The sequence below is a fragment of the Hoeflea sp. genome (assembly GCF_039975035.1).
Taxonomy (GTDB): Bacteria; Pseudomonadota; Alphaproteobacteria; order Rhizobiales; family Rhizobiaceae; genus Hoeflea.
In genome coordinates, this window is the sequence record NZ_JBDWHW010000259.1 from 19944 (window position 1) to 34358 (window position 14415).

The following is a 14415-nucleotide window of genomic DNA, read 5'->3' on the forward strand; positions in this document are numbered from 1 at the left end:
GGCCTCACGGTCTCCGACACCGGCTTCAGACAAACAGTATCACGGCGGCATACCGCCTGGAGGAAACGTGATGGCGTCCGTACCTTTTGACCAGCTCGAAGGCGAAATCTGGTTCAATGGCGAATTTGTGCCATGGAAAGATGCGAAGATTCATGTCCTGACCCATGGGCTGCATTATGCCAGCGCCGTCTTTGAAGGCGAACGCGCTTATGGCGGCGAGATCTTCAAGCTCACCGAGCACACCGAACGGCTGCATACGTCGGGAGAAATCCTCGGCTTCAAGATTCCCTACAGCGTCGCCGAAATCGACCAGGCGTGTATCGAGCTTCTGGCCCGGCAAGGGTTGGAGGACGCTTACGTTCGACCGATCGCCTGGCGCGGCTCTGAGATGATGGGAGTTTCAGCGCAGAAAAACCGCATCAACCTGGCCATCGCCATCTGGCAATGGCCGAGCTATTTCAATCCCGAAGAACGGATGAAGGGCATTCGCCTCGATCTGGCCGAATATCGCCGCCCCGATCCGCGCACCGCGCCGTCGAAATCCAAGGCTGCCGGGCTTTACATGATCTGCACGTTGTCCAAGCACCGGGCCGAGGAACGCGGCTACGCCGATGCGCTGATGCTCGACTGGCGCGGCCAGGTGGCCGAGGCCACCGGCGCCAATGTGTTCTTTGTCAAGGACGGCAAGATTCACACACCGACGCCGGACTGTTTCCTTGATGGCATCACCCGGCGCACGGTGATCGGACTTGCGGAGAAACGCGGCTACGAGGTGATCGAGCGGGCGATCATGCCGGACGAGCTCGATAGTTTCGAGCAATGTTTCCTCACCGGCACCGCGGCCGAAGTCACGCCTGTGTCCGAGATCGGACCACACAATTTCAAGGTAGGCGAGATCGCCATGAACCTCGTCAGTGATTATATGGCCGAGGTTCAGCCGAAGCGCGCAGCCGCCGAATAGGTACATCGACACTGCAAGCAAAAGCCGGCGTCCGTTTCCCTGATGATGAGGCTTGCCTCACCCACATCATGGAAATGCGGTTTGGTATGGAGCATGTTTGCCGCAAGTATGGTGCTGACAGCACAATTTCACACACCGCTCCAAGCCTGGTTCTATGCGATCTATCTATTCGTCACGACCCGCCACGGCGTTTCGGGCAAGGAACTCCAACGCCAGCTTGGCGTCATCTATAGGACGGCATGGCGCATGGGCATGAAAAAATTCGCGAACTTATCGGATCGGTTGACAGCATTCGAAATGCTGACCGGCCATGTGGAATTGGACGAGACATCTGTTGGTGGTCGCCGTCCCGGCAAGCGTGGTCGTGGTGCGGAAGGTAAGACGATTGTCATGGGCATGAAAGAGCGTGGAGGTAAGCTTCGCACTGAAGTCATCCCAAATGTCAAGAAGGACACCCTTCGCGGCGTGACACTGGCCAATGTTGCAAAGGGTGCAGTCGTCTCGACTGACGAACTGATGTCCTATGGCTTACTGAATGGCGACGGATATAAGCATGGCCGCGTTAGGCATGCCGCTAAGGAATGGACCTATTACGATTATCGGACCGGTGAAGCTCACTCGGCAAACAATGTTAAAAGCTTCTAGAAGCTGTTCAAGACATCGGTCCGCTCAACCCACATTCACGTGTCGAGCAAATACATGGACAGGTCTCTTAACGAGTTTGCTTTTCGCTCAAGCTATCGCAAGATGAACAGTGCGATGTTTGATCTAATTGTGTCCTGCGTATGACGCGGGATGTGGCTTGTTCGAACATGGTGCGATCAATTGGGCCAATGCCGTCAGCGTCCTGCTGGAGGATGATCTCATCAAGCCGCCCTTCTTTAAGCGTCTGAGATAAGGGTACTGCATTTCTATAGGCCAATGATAGTCATTAGAGCCAAGGGCGGCAGCCGCCCTTGGCTCAATCGCAGTCGATCAGAAATCGAATGAAAGCTGGTTAGGCCAGCGACGAGTATGGCGGCAAACAAACTCCAGCGCACCCAAGCGCCATCGTGTGTAGGCGCGTACCTGCACTCTTCGACAGTCCATGTCCGTCTCCTTTCCACTAAAGGTGGGTTGAAAACGGCAAGGAAAAATGCATACTTACGCTGCTAAACGGGCATTCTTGCCTGCCGTTGGCGAAAGTGTGCCGGTCGGAGCACTGTGCATCAACACATCAACCGACCGGACTTCATTTAGCTAACAAAACCAGAAGCATGACGGTCTTTGCCGACCTCCGTGTGTCTGTGTTCTGCGCCACGGGCAGCGGTCCAATGCAGGCCCGTGGCGCACTCGAATTTCTTGGATTGATCAAGCGAAAGCATCGTCATACGAGTCTTTCTCGTGCTCGTCGGAACTAGAGCCGCCGGTTCCTTGGATTGCCGACACATCGACACCCGGTAGGGCGTATATGCCTTTGCGTCTCGGAACTGACACAACCAAATTCTTCTTGGTCATTCGATACATTTTGTTTGCTAGCTGATCCCGATTTTCAATCTTGGACGTCCTCCGGTAGACGGCTACCAAAATTTCATCGATCGTTCCCACGCCGTTCAGATCCTCCTGGAGGATGCCACGAATCAATTGCTCGAGCGCATCGAATTGAGCGCTAACAAGTTGCGTTCGCAGTTCGTCGGGCAGTTCATCGAGATCACCAAATCTCGACCCTACTTCGCTGGAAACCGTGCTCGGGAGGGGAGATGGCATCGTCTCGACAAGCGCGTTTGCCTTCGAAACCTTTTCAATCAAAGCTTTGAAACGCCTCAATATTCCGGAATGCCGCTCAACGCGATCTTGGTCGCGCTGATCCTTATAGAACTCAACCGACCGTATATGATGGTCGACCTGGCTCTTGAGGAAATCAATGTCATCTGCTATAAATATTGGGTCCAATTTCGGCGCTCCTATCGCCACTACGGAAAAGTTGGGCACTAAAGAATCAAGCCCTAGGTGAGTCACCACCTAGGGCTTTTTGTTGCACACTTTTTACCCACGCGCAACCCACGCGCAATTTTCCGCGTGCGCAAAGGATGGGATTTTTAGTGACTAAATGGGAAATGTGCGTGGATTTCCGGAAAATCCAAACGATGTAAGTTTCGATATTAACGCGAAACCTAATTAGGGGCGCGCTGTTGCGGTCTTTCAAACTTGCGTCAAGGGGGTAATTCCCAAAGGTTTTCCACCATATCCGAAATCATTCTTGTCGACGATCAGCTCAGTCTTGGCATGGATTTTGTCGGTGCCGACGCTGGTTGACTGCCGCCCATGAAGCTGCATATTTGAGCAATTGCCGCACAAAATCTGCATCATGATCGTTCAGGGAGTGGAATTCTTGCATCTGGATGAATTCGACCGCAAGCTGTTGCGGCTGCTTCAGCAGGATGGACGGCTGACCAACAACGAGCTTTCGCAGGGTATCAACCTGTCAGCCTCGCAATGTTCGCGGCGTCGCGCCCGGCTTGAGCAGGACGGTTACATCAGGGGATATCGCGCCGATCTTGACCGCGAAAAACTCGGGATCGGCATCGTCAACCTGATCACGGTGACGCTTGCCACCCACAATCGCGACAATGCACAGCGCTTCGCCCGGTTGATCGGTGGCCTGCCCGAAGTTCTCGAAGCCTATTCGCTCACCGGCGAGATGGACTACATCATCAAGGTGGTGACGCCGGATCTTCGCAGCCTCTCGGCTTTCGTGAGTGATGTGCTGCTGCCGCATGAATCGGTGCAGCACGTCAAGACCGCAATTGTGCTGGACACCTTGAAAGAGGGCGGCGCACTTCCAGTTTGATACCTGCAGGCCGGGTCACAGGGGGGCGGCGGGATTTTTTTCGCGCATTGGACTGGAACCAAACGTCCGGTAGAAACGTTCCGATGTTCGGTGCATCGGCTACAGTGCAGCGATTCCAGTCGGGATGCGCGGCGCTGTAGCACTGTGAAATGATGCATGTACGTTTTCGTTCAAACGAATATGTTTGAACGCGACATGCACCAGGGGGTGCGCAACAAATCCAATTAGAAGGTGGATGAAGCAGAATGGAAGAACTGATGGCGAGTGCATCCGAATCCCAACTGGGGCAGATCGTGGGAGGCTGGGGAGACGCAATCAGCGGGCTGCAGGTGCTGATTGTCAGTTATGCGTTCTCGGTCATCGGTGCGATCTTCATCCTCATTGTCGGCTGGACGATTTCCCGGCTGATGGGGCGTTGGGTCCGGTCTCTGCTCAAGCGCACTCACCGGATCGATCCGACGGTCGTTGGCTTTTTCTCGATCTTTGTCCGCTATTCCGTGCTTGTGGTGGTGGTCATCATGGTGCTCGGTCAGTTCGGCGTCCAGACCGCCTCGATCATTACGGCGCTGGGTGCAGCCGGCCTGGCGATCGGTCTGGCCTTGCAGGGCACGCTGCAGAATATCGCAGCGGGCATCATGCTTCTGGTATTGCGGCCTTTCCGGGTGGGTGAATACATTGACGCGGACGGTCTTTCCGGAACGATCCAGGAAATCGGGCTTTTCGCAACCGAGCTGAAGACACTGGACGGTCTGTACCGCATGGCGCCGAACTCGCAGCTGTGGAATGTTCCGGTGACCAATTATTCGCGGTTGCCGGAGCGGCGGAACGATCTTGTGATCGGAATCGGCTACGAGGACGACATCGACAAGGCGCAGTCTGTTCTCATGGATCTCGCCCAGGCGGATGACCGGGTCCTGACTGAGCCGGAACCCTGGGCGTATGTCTCGGAGCTTGGTGACAGCGCTGTATCCGTCACCTTGCGCTACTGGACCAAGTCGCCGGACTGGTGGACCACCAGTCGCGAATTGACCAAGGCCGCCAAGATCGCGTTCGATCAGAATGGCATATCGATCCCGTTTCCGCAGGTTACATATTCAGGGGCGCTTGCCGTTACCCCCGAAACGCCGGAATAGGCTTTTTGGGGCATTCGGTTTCAAACCGGTTCAGCTTTGAATGAGTTTGAGATAACAAGGCACGACCGATCCGTACCGGCGGCACCAGGCCGCCGGCCGTCAAACGACAAACATGGGAAGACCAATCATGGGCGATTTGCGCGCGGGGATCATTCCCGTCACGCCATTCCAGCAAAACTGCACGGTGCTGTTTGACCAGGACACCAAAACCGGTGTCGTCATCGATCCGGGTGGAGATGTCGATGTGATCCTGCAGACCATTGCCGAGAACCAGCTGAATATCGAGGCGATCTGGCTGACCCACGGGCATATCGACCATGCCGGTGGTGCTGACGAACTGCGTGAAAAACTCGGGCTGCGGATCATCGGACCGCATGAGGCCGATCTGCCTTTGCTTTCGGGCCTTGAGGAACAGGCCAAGATGTTCGGGCTGGAGATGGATGTGCGCAACGTCACGCCGGACCAGTGGCTCAAGGACGGCGACAAGGTATCGTTCGGCGATTACGAGTTCGAAGTCTATCATACCCCGGGCCATGCGCCGGGCCATGTGATCTATTACAACCGCGCGGAAGGTTTCGCGCATCTGGGCGATGTGCTGTTTGCAGGCTCGATCGGCCGGACAGATCTTCCCGGTGGTGATCACCAGACGCTGCTCAACTCGATCCGCGACAAGGTGTTTCCGCTGGGCGATGAGACAGGCTTCATTTGCGGACACGGACCGGGCGGCAAGATCGGCGACGAACGCCGCACCAACCCGTTTCTCAAGGGCTTGTAGCGCAGAGCTGCCATCGTCGCCAAACACCGGGTGATCACCCCAGCAAAAACCGGCCGTCGCATGGCGAGGCCGGTTTTTCATGGTGAAGCCCTGATGCGCGTCGCATGCACACGGATTCTGGTGACGCGCGGCAGCACTTTGTTTCTGCATGTCGTTATCGCAAAACCGCAGGACACTTTTGCGCGACATGCATCAGTGCGTTGACACTCCGGCTGGCGCGGATCAGTTGCTTGTTCTCAGGCAACTGATCCGCGGTTTTGCTCGGCGCGTATCAGTTGACGACGCAGAAGTGATCCTGTCCGTCATAACCGCGATAGGTTCCGGTCGAGCTGTTGAACGAGCGATACTTGTCAGAACAATAGCGCATCCAGGACTGGCTCCACGGCGCGTAGCTGCCGCTGCTGGCACGGCGCGGCGCGGTTGGCTGCTGATAGATCACCCGCGGGTTGTTGGCGTTGCTGTTGGCAATGGCCCCGCCGATGATCGCGGCGGCGCCGAGGCCGAGGATGCCCAGGGCAATGGCGTCGTTGTTGTTGTTGTTGCGGCCACGATAGTTGTGCTTCCTGTTGCCGCCTTTGCGATAGACGTAGTTGCCGCGCTGCTGATTGCGTTCGCTATATTCGCGGTAGTTGTAGACACGACTGAGATCCTGCCGGGACTGATGCTGGTTGCGGGCCCCATGCCGGTCACCTGCGCTGGCGGTGGTGGTCATGGGCGCAAATGCTGTCACGGCGGTCAGCAGGGTAATGCCGATTGTCTTGGTAAGGGATTTCATCGTTGTGTCCTTTCGGGTTGGCTGAACTTGCTGCGGCCGGTTCTCCCGGTTTGGCCAAATCTATCCAAGCCAAGCTGAACGGCAGCTGAATGGAATAGCATCCGTGGTCAGGTGCTCTTCCAGCCGGACACCTCGATACAAAAAGGCCCGGCGATTGTGGCCGCCGGGCCCTGTTGCATTCATGCCGCGCGATTGCCCGTTCAGGCGAGGCGCAGATTGACCGCCTTCGGTCCCTTGCCGCGGCGATCGGGCTCTGTGTCGAAGGCAACCTTCTGGTTTTCTTCAAGGCCGGTCATTCCCGAGGCCTGCACTGCGGAGATGTGGACAAAAATGTCCGCCCCGCCATTGTCAGGCTTGATGAAGCCAAAGCCCTTGTCGACGTTAAAAAACTTTACGGTACCAGTCTCACCCATGCTGTCAGGTCCTTTGATTGCCTTCCGGTCTCCCTGCGGGTTTTTCGGTCGGCGAGCATCATGTCATATCCCGCATTGGCGCGGGGGTTATGGCAGGCAGTTCTTGAAGTGTGTGGAAAGGTCCTGATTGTAACGACTTTCCCCCGATACGCCTTATGGCGCGGGGGCTTTGATCCCAGTCGTCCGAAGTTTTTTGTGCGGCTCCGGCTCGCATGTTTCTGGTCTTCCCGTGTTCGCAAATTGCCCGAACAGATAAAAGATGATTGTTTTGATGGAAATTGGCAAGCAAAAGTTTGAAGACGCGCGCCTGCCTTGGTATCCCGGCCTGGCCGGATTGCCTGGAGCAACCCGGCCAGGTTTTTGAAATTATTCGACGATCTGGATATCGGTGGCTTCTGTGGAGCCGTCGTCGAACATGATCATGACGGTCTTGCCGGCTTCGACGCCTTCGACTTCCAAACCTTCGGCAATGGTGAAGACTTCACCGGATTCCAATTCGACTGTGGCTGCGGCCTGGTCGATTGTCTTGACGACGCCTTCGATTTCACCGGCGAAAGCCGAGGAGATCATGGCTGCGGATGCGAGAGCGATTGCAACGAACTTTTTCATTGGTGTTTTCCATGGTTTTGAGCCCGCTCCGCAGCCGGCCGGCAGATGTGCCGGACAGGTATCGGCGGCGGTGGGACAGTTGCGATATGCGCCGGGTTCAAGCCGTGCGCAAGCGGGGAAAAGATATATTTTTCAAGGCGGAAAGCGGCACAATTTTGCCATGATCCGGATGGATCGATTGCGCTTTTGTGCCGATATTTCCCGCCTTGAGGTGATGTTGCTGGCCGGGATCGGGAGCCCAACCAGCAGCCGGCGACTTATTCCACCACGCTGACAGCGGTGGCGTCGGTGGTGCCGTCATTGTAGGTGATGACAACTTTTCCACCGGGCTGCAGACCATCGAGTTCAACGCCGTCGGCGACGCTGAAAGCCTCGCCGCTTTCAAGCACGATCATCTTGGTGGCAGGATCATAATTGGTAACCACTCCTTCGACTTCCGCGGCAAAGGCTGTGCCTGCCATCGCGAGTACCGAAGCTGCTGCGAGAATAGTTTTCATCATGGTGATGTCTCCCTGTCTTGGTTGTGCACCACTCTTGGTGTGTGCAGGGTGAAACTAGGTGACGACCGCCGCATCAGGCAAATCACTTGGCGTAAATAAAATCAACAAAAACAAAGACATAATCTAGCCACATTGTGACGCGGACCGGTCATATTTGATCGGCTTGCGAGGCTATTCGTTGAAAATTGCTTGGCGCTCAAGCCTTTGTTGTTGCCGCGATTCCGCCCGGATTATGGCGATGCCGCACACTCAGGGTCGGTGCGGTGATCACATCCACGACTGAAAGGTTCGAAATAAAATCAGGTTGCCGGTTGCCGTCGCACCATCGGACCGATCTCGGCCAGCAGGATGGCCAAAAAGATCAGCAGACCACCGGCATAGCCCAGAGCCGGAATCTGTTCGCCAAGCAGCACTGCGGCGAACAGGGCGGCGAACAGCGATTCCGTCGACAGGAAAATCGCGGCTTGCGGCGCGGTGGTGTAGCGCTGTCCGATCACCTGCAGGGTAAACGCAAGCCCTGTCGCCATCACCCCGGCATACAGGATTTCCGGCAGGGCTGATGTCAGCGATACCAGATCGAAGCTCTCCCTTGCCAACCCGACGCCGAGACCAAGCACGGAGGCAAGCGTGAACTGCACGAAGGACAATGTCAGCGGCCGCCCGCTCGGTCCGACGTAACGGCCAACCAGAATGACCTGCACCGCATACATAAAGGCGCAGCCGATGGTGAGCAGATCACCGCCATTGAGATCGGCAAGGCTGCCGCCAGCCAGCATCCAGATCCCGGCAAATGTCATCAGCACCGCCGGCCAGATCACCGGATGCGGCTTCTGGCCGAGCGCAAGCAGCGTGATGAACGGCACAAAAACCACATAAAGCCCGGTCAGGAAGCCGGAATTTGTCACATTGGTTATGGTCAGGCCGACCTGTTGCAGGGCCATGGCAAGAAATAACGCCAGCCCGATCAGCACAAATCCGCGCAGATGAGCTTTTGACACCGGATGGCTGGCCTTGCGCGATTCTCGCCAGGCAAAAGGCGCGAGCACAATGGCTGCGACCAGAAAGCGCATGCCGACGAACAGGAACGGACCAATGCTTTCCATCGCGGTCGACTGGGCGACAAAGCCCGCACCCCAGATGGCGCCGGCAAGAAGAAGCAGCAGATTGGCGATGTGACGCGGCATGGATCCGTCCGGCAAGTTATATCATGACTTGAGATCGGCTAGCAGGTGTCCAGGCCGGGAGCAAGCCGGGTCGTGGCCGTTGCCTGGTTCAGTCCCGCGGCATGGCGAACAGGGCCTCGAGCCGGGCGCGGTTCTTGCCGAGGTCTGACTTGCCGAGTTGAGCCGCCGAATAGGCCATCAGCCCGGTGCGACCGTCGGGCAGGGGGCTGGCCTGCAAATGAATCACATCGGGAAATCGCATCAGCGGCGTGTAGGTGACAAACCGCGCCCTGGCCGGATTCGAACGGTCATCGATCCTGCGCGCCAGCGGATCGTTGCCAAGCAGCCGCTCCGACAGCTGTGCGATGGCAACGGGTGGAGCGTCATCGACGGGCGCGATTTCAAAGTCCGGACTGTCACAAAGTCCGGGGCTGCAGGCGAGGGCGTCATTGGGTGTCGAACTGCGAAGGTTGGCGCTGAAATCACGGGGGCCCCGATCCGGTGATCCGGCGATCATTACCCAGCTGCGTTCACGACCGACCAACACAAAGGCGATGAGCAAAATTCCAATGAGCGTAACAACACTCAACGCAATGGTCTTGAACATGGGTCTGTTTCAGCCTTTGGAAATTTCATGGCTGGCCTGAGACCGGCCAGAACCTGATATTCGCCGGATTGCTCAGTCAAGCGATTCCGGCGTGCGTGACAATCGCAGGATCGAACCGTTGTCTTCGTCGGTCACCATCAACACTGCGCCGTCAGGAGCGACACGGACATCGCGGATGCGACCGTAATGTCCCTTGAACATGCGTTCCTCCGACAGCACTTCGCCGGTTTCGTCGTCGAGGTCAAGCCGGACCAGCATCTGGAATTTCAACGCGCCCACCAGCAGATCGCCATTCCATTCTGGAAACATTTCGCCGCGATACACCGCCATGCCGCCCGGAGCGATCGATGGATCCCAGTAATGCGCGGGTTGTTCGTAACCGTCTGCTGCGACACCGACGCCGATTTCGGCCCCGGTGTAATGGCGTCCGTAGGAAATCTCCGGCCAGCCATAATTGCGGCCTGGCTCGGGTCTGTTGACCTCGTCACCGCCGCGCGCGCCGTGTTCGACAGCGTAAAGCACGCCGGTTTTCGGGTCGATGTCGAGGCCTTGCGAATTGCGGTGGCCTTTTGACCAGATCTCCGGTGCCTGCCTGCCGGTGGCATCGGAACTGCCTGGCGCGAAGGGATTGTCGGCGGGAATCGCACCATCGGCAGCAATTCTGAGCACGGCGCCGGCATGATCGCCAAAATTCTGTGCGCGTTCGCTTTCGCCGCGATCACCGATCGTGAAGAACAGCGTTCCGTCGCCGGCAACCGCGATGCGCGAGCCAAAATGCCGGCCAACCTGGGAGAACCGGTTCATGCGGAATATTTCCTGCGTGTCCGTCAGCGCCGTTGCGTCTTCGGAGAGCCGGGCGCGGGCGATCGCGGTTCCCAGTCCGGTGTCATTGCGTGTACTGTAGCTCATGAAAATTGTGCGGCTGGTGGAAAAATCCCTGGCCAGGGCAATGTCGAGCAGACCGCCCTGACCCTGGACGGCCACATCAGGCAGACCCGACACCGGCGCGGAGACCTCTCCGTCGCGTACCAGGCGCAAAGCGCCGCTTCGCTCGCTGACCAGCAGCGCACCACCCGGCAGCACTTCGATGCTCCAGGGATGATCAAGACCGGTGGCGAGGATCTCGACATCGACGCTGACCTCCTGGGTCGGTATCGTGTCCCGCGCCGCCACGCCGCCAGCGGCGGCAAATACAACGACCACGGAGAGGCCGGTAGCCGCCATGATGCGCTTGGGTTTGATCGGGGTGTCGGTCATTGTCACCTGCCTGGCCTTCCGGTTTGCGTTCTTTGTAAGATATGGGATGCAAAAGACACATGAAAAGGTTGCATGGCGTCAAGCTCACCGGTGACGATGGAAAAATTACGGCTACACTTGCCTGTCATGAACAATGCCGATTCGCAGATGGAAAGCAAAAACAACGGCTCGGGAGAAGCCCGTCGCCGGGGTTGCTGGCGCGCCAGTGCCCCGGCCTTGTTCCTGCCGGGACTGGTGGTGGCCGGCGGCTATGCCGCCTTGTGGTTCTACCTGCACGCGACGGGCCGGGGCGATGGCGTGCTGGCTCGTGTCTGCCTTGTGGTTCTGGTGATCGGCGTGCCCTGTCTTCTTGCCTATGCCGGGCTGCGGCTGGCGACGACCCGGCTCACGCTTCGCGGCGCGCATCTGGAAGCCCATCCGGGTTTTCCGGCGCGCGATCCGGTGATTGTCGCTTATCCGGCAGTGACCGGACTGGTCCTTCGACGGGGATTGTCGGGCTGGATCACTGGCGCCGGGTCGCTGGTGATCAGGCGGGAGAATGACAACCCGCTGGTTGTCTCCGGACTGGCCAATCCCGATGCAGCGCTGGCGGCCCTGTCGGCGCGCAGGGATGCTCTCAGCACGAAGCTTTGACACGCATGCCGGGATGCCAGCCATCCGACACCCCGACCTTGTGGTTCAGGCATTGGGCGGGGACGGGAGAAAGGGCTGTGCCGAGCGTCCGGTGGAGTTCTGCGCCAGGCTCGGCTCGGGCCTGGATGATGAGCACTGACAAGAGCAGCAGGCATCCCGCAAGCGCCATCAGGGCAATTCTCAGGACAGTCACGCTTTCGCGATGGCCGGGTTTGGCAAGTAGGAAGTCATCGTCCGGAACCATGGGGTTTTCCCGTTCATTGCTGTTGGGAGACACTTAACTGCCGGAACGCGTCTGCAATCGGTCAGGATTGTGGCAAGGCCGCACTCTTGTGGTGTCAACAATGTGTCGGTGGTTAACGGCGCGTGAGTGGGGGACGCTTCAGCGCGTGCGTTTGCCGAATGTCGCCGCCCGGCGCGCAAGGTGGGGGCGTGGCGATGACGCCTGCATATAGGCTGTCGCCGGTTCCTGCGGCGTCACGCCGCCAGGAAGCTGGTTTCGGAATTGGCTAGCCGTGTCTGCTGCTGGCGCCGGGGTCTGTTCGGGGAAGCGGTCATCAAATGTCCTTGGCACGATTTCCGGACGCGCCAGGGCATAGCCCTGCATCAGCTGGACGCCGATTTCCTGACAGAATTCAATCTGATGATCTTCCTCGAGTCCCTCAAACAGCACTGTTATTCCGCGCTCGATGAATTGTTCCACCATCAGCTTGAGCAGACCCATGCCCGCCGATGTCTCGGTAAAGCGGCGCACCCAGGCCGCGTCGAATTTGAGCACGTCGGGCTTGAGCTCATCCACCCGCCTGGTATCGGAATCATCAGCGCCGTAATCATCGACGGCAATCCTGAAAAGCCGCGAGCGCAAAGCCGCGACCAGCCTGTGGAGCACCGCTTCGTCGCGGCTGCCCTGTTCGGTGATTTCACAGACGATGCGGCCTGGCCTGAGGCCGGCTTTCACTGTGATCTCGACCATACGATCGGCTTCAGCCTGGATGTCGGTCGCGGCGTCAAATAGGCCGGGATTGAAATTGATGAACAGCCGGGCTTTCTTGCGGCCGAGCTTGCCCATGTTGAGAATGTGCAGTTCCCGGCACAAGGTGTCGACGGCGACGGCGTCGTCCTTTTCGACCAGCGAGAAGAAATGTTCCGGCGAAACCGGTTGGCCGTTCCGCTGCGCCCGGATGAGCGCCTCGAAAGCCTCTATGGTGAGGATGCCGTGTTTATTCTGGCTGAAAATCGGCTGAAACGCGGACCGCAGCATAAATGGACCGTAGGACGTGGTGTAAAAGCCCCGGTCGTCTTGCAGAAAATGCGGATCGCGACGCCCTGGCATTTTGCGCAGGTCTCCGGTTAGCGTGCAGCCGTAAGATCCGAGTCTAGCCGCCATATCTTTCCGCAAGGTTAAATCTGTCGTCACAGGCCGGTTTGGCGACTTGCATCGGCGACCTCGTTGCGACATAGAGACACACGGGCGCGGGCGCCGCGCCATTTGCATCACGTTCTAGCACCGGAGCGCATTCCATGGCCTTTCTCGCCGACGCCCTTTCCCGGGTCAAACCATCCGCCACCATCGCCGTTGCCCAAAAAGCGCGGGAACTGAAAACCCAGGGCCGCGACGTCATCGGACTCGGAGCCGGCGAACCGGATTTTGACACGCCCGACAACATCAAGGCAGCGGCAATCGACGCGATCAATCGCGGCGAGACCAAGTACACGCCGGTGTCGGGCATCCCCGAGCTGCGCAAGGCGATTGCCGCAAAGTTCAAGCGCGAGAACAATCTCGATTATGACTGGCAGCAGACCATCGTCGGCACCGGCGGCAAGCAGATCCTGTTCAACGCCTTCATGGCGACGCTGAACGCCGGCGACGAAGTCATCATCCCCGCGCCCTACTGGGTGAGCTATCCGGAAATGGTGGCGATCTGCGGCGGCACTTCGGTGTTCGTGCCAACCACGATTGAAAACAGCTTCAAGCTGGCTGCCGCCGATCTGGAAGCTGCAATTACCCCAAAAACCAAGTGGCTGATGTTCAACTCGCCATCCAACCCCTCGGGTGCGGCCTATACCGAAGCCGAGCTGAAGGCGCTTACGGATGTGCTGATGCGCCATCCGCATGTCTGGATCCTCTCCGATGACATGTACGAGCACCTGACCTATGGCGATTTCGTCTTCACCACGCCGGCCCAGATCGAGCCTTCGCTGAAAGACCGGACGCTGACCATGAATGGCGTGTCGAAGGCTTATGCGATGACCGGCTGGCGCATCGGCTATGCGGCCGGTCCGCTGGCACTGATCAAGGCGATGGACATGATCCAGGGCCAGCAGACATCGGGCGCCTGCTCGATTGCGCAGTGGGCAGCGCTGGAAGCGCTCAACGGTACCCAGGACTTCATTCCGAAGAACAAGGAAATCTTCCGCGGCCGCCGTGATCTGGTGGTCTCGATGCTCAACCAGGCCAAGGGCATTCAGTGTCCGGTTCCTGAAGGTGCATTCTACGTCTATCCGTCCTGTGCAGGCTGCATCGGCAAGACCGCGCCGTCAGGCAAGGTGATCGAGTCTGATGAGGATTTCGTCACCGAACTCTTGGAAACCGAAGGCGTGGCCGTGGTGCACGGCTCGGCTTTTGGTCAGGGCCCGAACTTCCGCATTTCCTACGCCACCTCGGAGGAACTGCTCGAAGAAGCCTGCAACCGCATCCAGCGCTTCTGCGCGGCGCTGCGCTAAGCTGACTGTTTCACTGTAGCAATTGCGGCCGCCCT

17 protein-coding genes and 1 pseudogene are annotated in these 14415 nt (G+C 58.1%); 7 read left to right on the forward strand and 11 right to left on the reverse strand.

Annotated elements, in window-relative coordinates; translation table 11 throughout:
• Positions 1 to 70 precede the first annotated feature (70 nt).
• Both ABJN75_RS23175 and ABJN75_RS23180 read left to right on the forward strand, forming a co-directional pair.
• Entirely contained in the window at positions 71 to 961 is an 891-nt protein-coding gene (locus ABJN75_RS23175) for a branched-chain amino acid aminotransferase (RefSeq protein WP_348442046.1), read from the forward strand.
• A pseudogene (locus tag ABJN75_RS23180) lies at positions 958 to 1750 on the forward strand (IS1595 family transposase). Before ABJN75_RS23175 ends, ABJN75_RS23180 begins: the two are co-directional and overlap by 4 nt.
• A 561-nt stretch (positions 1751 to 2311) precedes the next feature.
• On the opposite strand, the gene ABJN75_RS23185 reads toward ABJN75_RS23180, so the two are convergent.
• Both ABJN75_RS23185 and ABJN75_RS23190 read right to left on the reverse strand, forming a co-directional pair.
• Positions 2312 to 2893: a hypothetical protein gene (locus tag ABJN75_RS23185; RefSeq protein WP_348442047.1), complete on the reverse strand. Its 582-nt coding sequence runs from the start codon at positions 2891 to 2893 to the stop codon at positions 2312 to 2314.
• Positions 2894 to 3142: 249 nt separating this feature from the next.
• On the reverse strand, positions 3143 to 3310 hold the full coding sequence (locus ABJN75_RS23190) for a hypothetical protein (protein ID WP_348442048.1): 168 nt from the start codon (positions 3308 to 3310) through the stop codon (positions 3143 to 3145).
• A 13-nt stretch (positions 3311 to 3323) separates the two neighbouring features.
• Here ABJN75_RS23190 and ABJN75_RS23195 point away from each other — a divergent pair, with 13 nt between their 5' ends.
• From ABJN75_RS23195 to ABJN75_RS23205, 3 genes are all read left to right on the forward strand, one after another.
• Positions 3324 to 3791, forward strand: coding sequence for an Lrp/AsnC family transcriptional regulator (locus tag ABJN75_RS23195; RefSeq protein ID WP_348442093.1), 468 nt, complete (start codon positions 3324 to 3326; stop codon positions 3789 to 3791).
• 257 nt (positions 3792 to 4048) lie between these two features.
• Positions 4049 to 4924, forward strand: a complete 876-nt coding sequence (locus ABJN75_RS23200; RefSeq protein WP_348442049.1) for a mechanosensitive ion channel domain-containing protein — start codon at positions 4049 to 4051, stop codon at positions 4922 to 4924.
• A 127-nt stretch (positions 4925 to 5051) separates the two neighbouring features.
• Positions 5052 to 5699, forward strand: coding sequence for an MBL fold metallo-hydrolase (locus ABJN75_RS23205; protein WP_348442050.1), 648 nt, complete (start codon positions 5052 to 5054; stop codon positions 5697 to 5699).
• Positions 5700 to 5970: 271 nt separating this feature from the next.
• On the opposite strand, the gene ABJN75_RS23210 is transcribed toward ABJN75_RS23205, so the two are convergent.
• The 7 genes from ABJN75_RS23210 to ABJN75_RS23240 form a co-directional block, all read right to left on the reverse strand.
• The gene (locus tag ABJN75_RS23210; protein ID WP_348442051.1) at positions 5971 to 6474 is read right to left on the reverse strand and encodes a BA14K family protein; all 504 of its coding nucleotides are present in this window, start codon (positions 6472 to 6474) and stop codon (positions 5971 to 5973) included.
• A gap of 200 nt (positions 6475 to 6674) precedes the next feature.
• Positions 6675 to 6887 carry a cold-shock protein gene (locus tag ABJN75_RS23215; protein WP_097105498.1) on the reverse strand — a complete coding sequence of 71 codons (213 nt, stop codon included), beginning with the start codon at positions 6885 to 6887 and terminating at the stop codon, positions 6675 to 6677.
• A gap of 366 nt (positions 6888 to 7253) precedes the next feature.
• Positions 7254 to 7496: a DUF1344 domain-containing protein gene (locus tag ABJN75_RS23220; RefSeq protein WP_348442052.1), complete on the reverse strand. Its 243-nt coding sequence runs from the start codon at positions 7494 to 7496 to the stop codon at positions 7254 to 7256.
• A 257-nt stretch (positions 7497 to 7753) separates the two neighbouring features.
• On the reverse strand, positions 7754 to 7996 hold the full coding sequence (locus ABJN75_RS23225; RefSeq protein WP_348442053.1) for a DUF1344 domain-containing protein: 243 nt from the start codon (positions 7994 to 7996) through the stop codon (positions 7754 to 7756).
• Positions 7997 to 8295: 299 nt separating this feature from the next.
• Complete coding sequence (locus ABJN75_RS23230; protein WP_348442054.1) at positions 8296 to 9180, reverse strand: DMT family transporter; 885 nt, start codon at positions 9178 to 9180, stop codon at positions 8296 to 8298.
• An 88-nt stretch (positions 9181 to 9268) separates the two neighbouring features.
• The gene (locus tag ABJN75_RS23235; protein WP_348442055.1) at positions 9269 to 9766 is read right to left on the reverse strand and encodes a DUF1499 domain-containing protein; all 498 of its coding nucleotides are present in this window, start codon (positions 9764 to 9766) and stop codon (positions 9269 to 9271) included.
• A 72-nt stretch (positions 9767 to 9838) separates the two neighbouring features.
• The gene (locus ABJN75_RS23240; RefSeq protein WP_348442056.1) at positions 9839 to 11023 is read right to left on the reverse strand and encodes a PQQ-dependent sugar dehydrogenase; all 1185 of its coding nucleotides are present in this window, start codon (positions 11021 to 11023) and stop codon (positions 9839 to 9841) included.
• Between the two features lie 72 nt (positions 11024 to 11095).
• Between ABJN75_RS23240 and ABJN75_RS23245 the strand changes: the two genes are divergently transcribed.
• Positions 11096 to 11656: a hypothetical protein gene (locus ABJN75_RS23245; protein ID WP_348442057.1), complete on the forward strand. Its 561-nt coding sequence runs from the start codon at positions 11096 to 11098 to the stop codon at positions 11654 to 11656.
• On the opposite strand, the gene ABJN75_RS23250 is transcribed toward ABJN75_RS23245, so the two are convergent.
• A complete protein-coding gene (locus ABJN75_RS23250; RefSeq protein ID WP_348442058.1) occupies positions 11640 to 11900 on the reverse strand; it encodes a hypothetical protein in 261 nt (86 codons plus the stop codon). The genes ABJN75_RS23245 and ABJN75_RS23250 overlap by 17 nt on opposite strands.
• A gap of 138 nt (positions 11901 to 12038) precedes the next feature.
• Positions 12039 to 12989 carry an EAL domain-containing protein gene (locus tag ABJN75_RS23255; RefSeq protein WP_348442059.1) on the reverse strand — a complete coding sequence of 317 codons (951 nt, stop codon included), beginning with the start codon at positions 12987 to 12989 and terminating at the stop codon, positions 12039 to 12041.
• Positions 12990 to 13177: 188 nt separating this feature from the next.
• Between ABJN75_RS23255 and ABJN75_RS23260 the strand changes: the two genes are divergently transcribed.
• The gene (locus ABJN75_RS23260; protein ID WP_348442060.1) at positions 13178 to 14380 is read left to right on the forward strand and encodes a pyridoxal phosphate-dependent aminotransferase; all 1203 of its coding nucleotides are present in this window, start codon (positions 13178 to 13180) and stop codon (positions 14378 to 14380) included.
• The last annotated feature ends 35 nt before the right edge of the window (positions 14381 to 14415 follow it).

Coding starts and splice junctions, on each gene's coding strand:
- ABJN75_RS23175 (WP_348442046.1), top strand. CDS start 71: ATGGCGTCCGTACCTTTTGACCAGCTCGAAGGCGAAATCTGGTTCAAT.
- ABJN75_RS23190 (WP_348442048.1), bottom strand. CDS start 3,310: ATGATGCAGATTTTGTGCGGCAATTGCTCAAATATGCAGCTTCATGGG.
- ABJN75_RS23200 (WP_348442049.1), top strand. CDS start 4,049: ATGGCGAGTGCATCCGAATCCCAACTGGGGCAGATCGTGGGAGGCTGG.
- ABJN75_RS23205 (WP_348442050.1), top strand. CDS start 5,052: ATGGGCGATTTGCGCGCGGGGATCATTCCCGTCACGCCATTCCAGCAA.
- ABJN75_RS23210 (WP_348442051.1), bottom strand. CDS start 6,474: ATGAAATCCCTTACCAAGACAATCGGCATTACCCTGCTGACCGCCGTG.
- ABJN75_RS23215 (WP_097105498.1), bottom strand. CDS start 6,887: ATGGGTGAGACTGGTACCGTAAAGTTTTTTAACGTCGACAAGGGCTTT.
- ABJN75_RS23220 (WP_348442052.1), bottom strand. CDS start 7,496: ATGAAAAAGTTCGTTGCAATCGCTCTCGCATCCGCAGCCATGATCTCC.
- ABJN75_RS23225 (WP_348442053.1), bottom strand. CDS start 7,996: ATGATGAAAACTATTCTCGCAGCAGCTTCGGTACTCGCGATGGCAGGC.
- ABJN75_RS23230 (WP_348442054.1), bottom strand. CDS start 9,180: ATGCCGCGTCACATCGCCAATCTGCTGCTTCTTCTTGCCGGCGCCATC.
- ABJN75_RS23235 (WP_348442055.1), bottom strand. CDS start 9,766: ATGTTCAAGACCATTGCGTTGAGTGTTGTTACGCTCATTGGAATTTTG.
- ABJN75_RS23240 (WP_348442056.1), bottom strand. CDS start 11,023: ATGACCGACACCCCGATCAAACCCAAGCGCATCATGGCGGCTACCGGC.
- ABJN75_RS23245 (WP_348442057.1), top strand. CDS start 11,096: ATGGCGTCAAGCTCACCGGTGACGATGGAAAAATTACGGCTACACTTG.
- ABJN75_RS23250 (WP_348442058.1), bottom strand. CDS start 11,900: ATGGTTCCGGACGATGACTTCCTACTTGCCAAACCCGGCCATCGCGAA.
- ABJN75_RS23255 (WP_348442059.1), bottom strand. CDS start 12,989: ATGCCAGGGCGTCGCGATCCGCATTTTCTGCAAGACGACCGGGGCTTT.
- ABJN75_RS23260 (WP_348442060.1), top strand. CDS start 13,178: ATGGCCTTTCTCGCCGACGCCCTTTCCCGGGTCAAACCATCCGCCACC.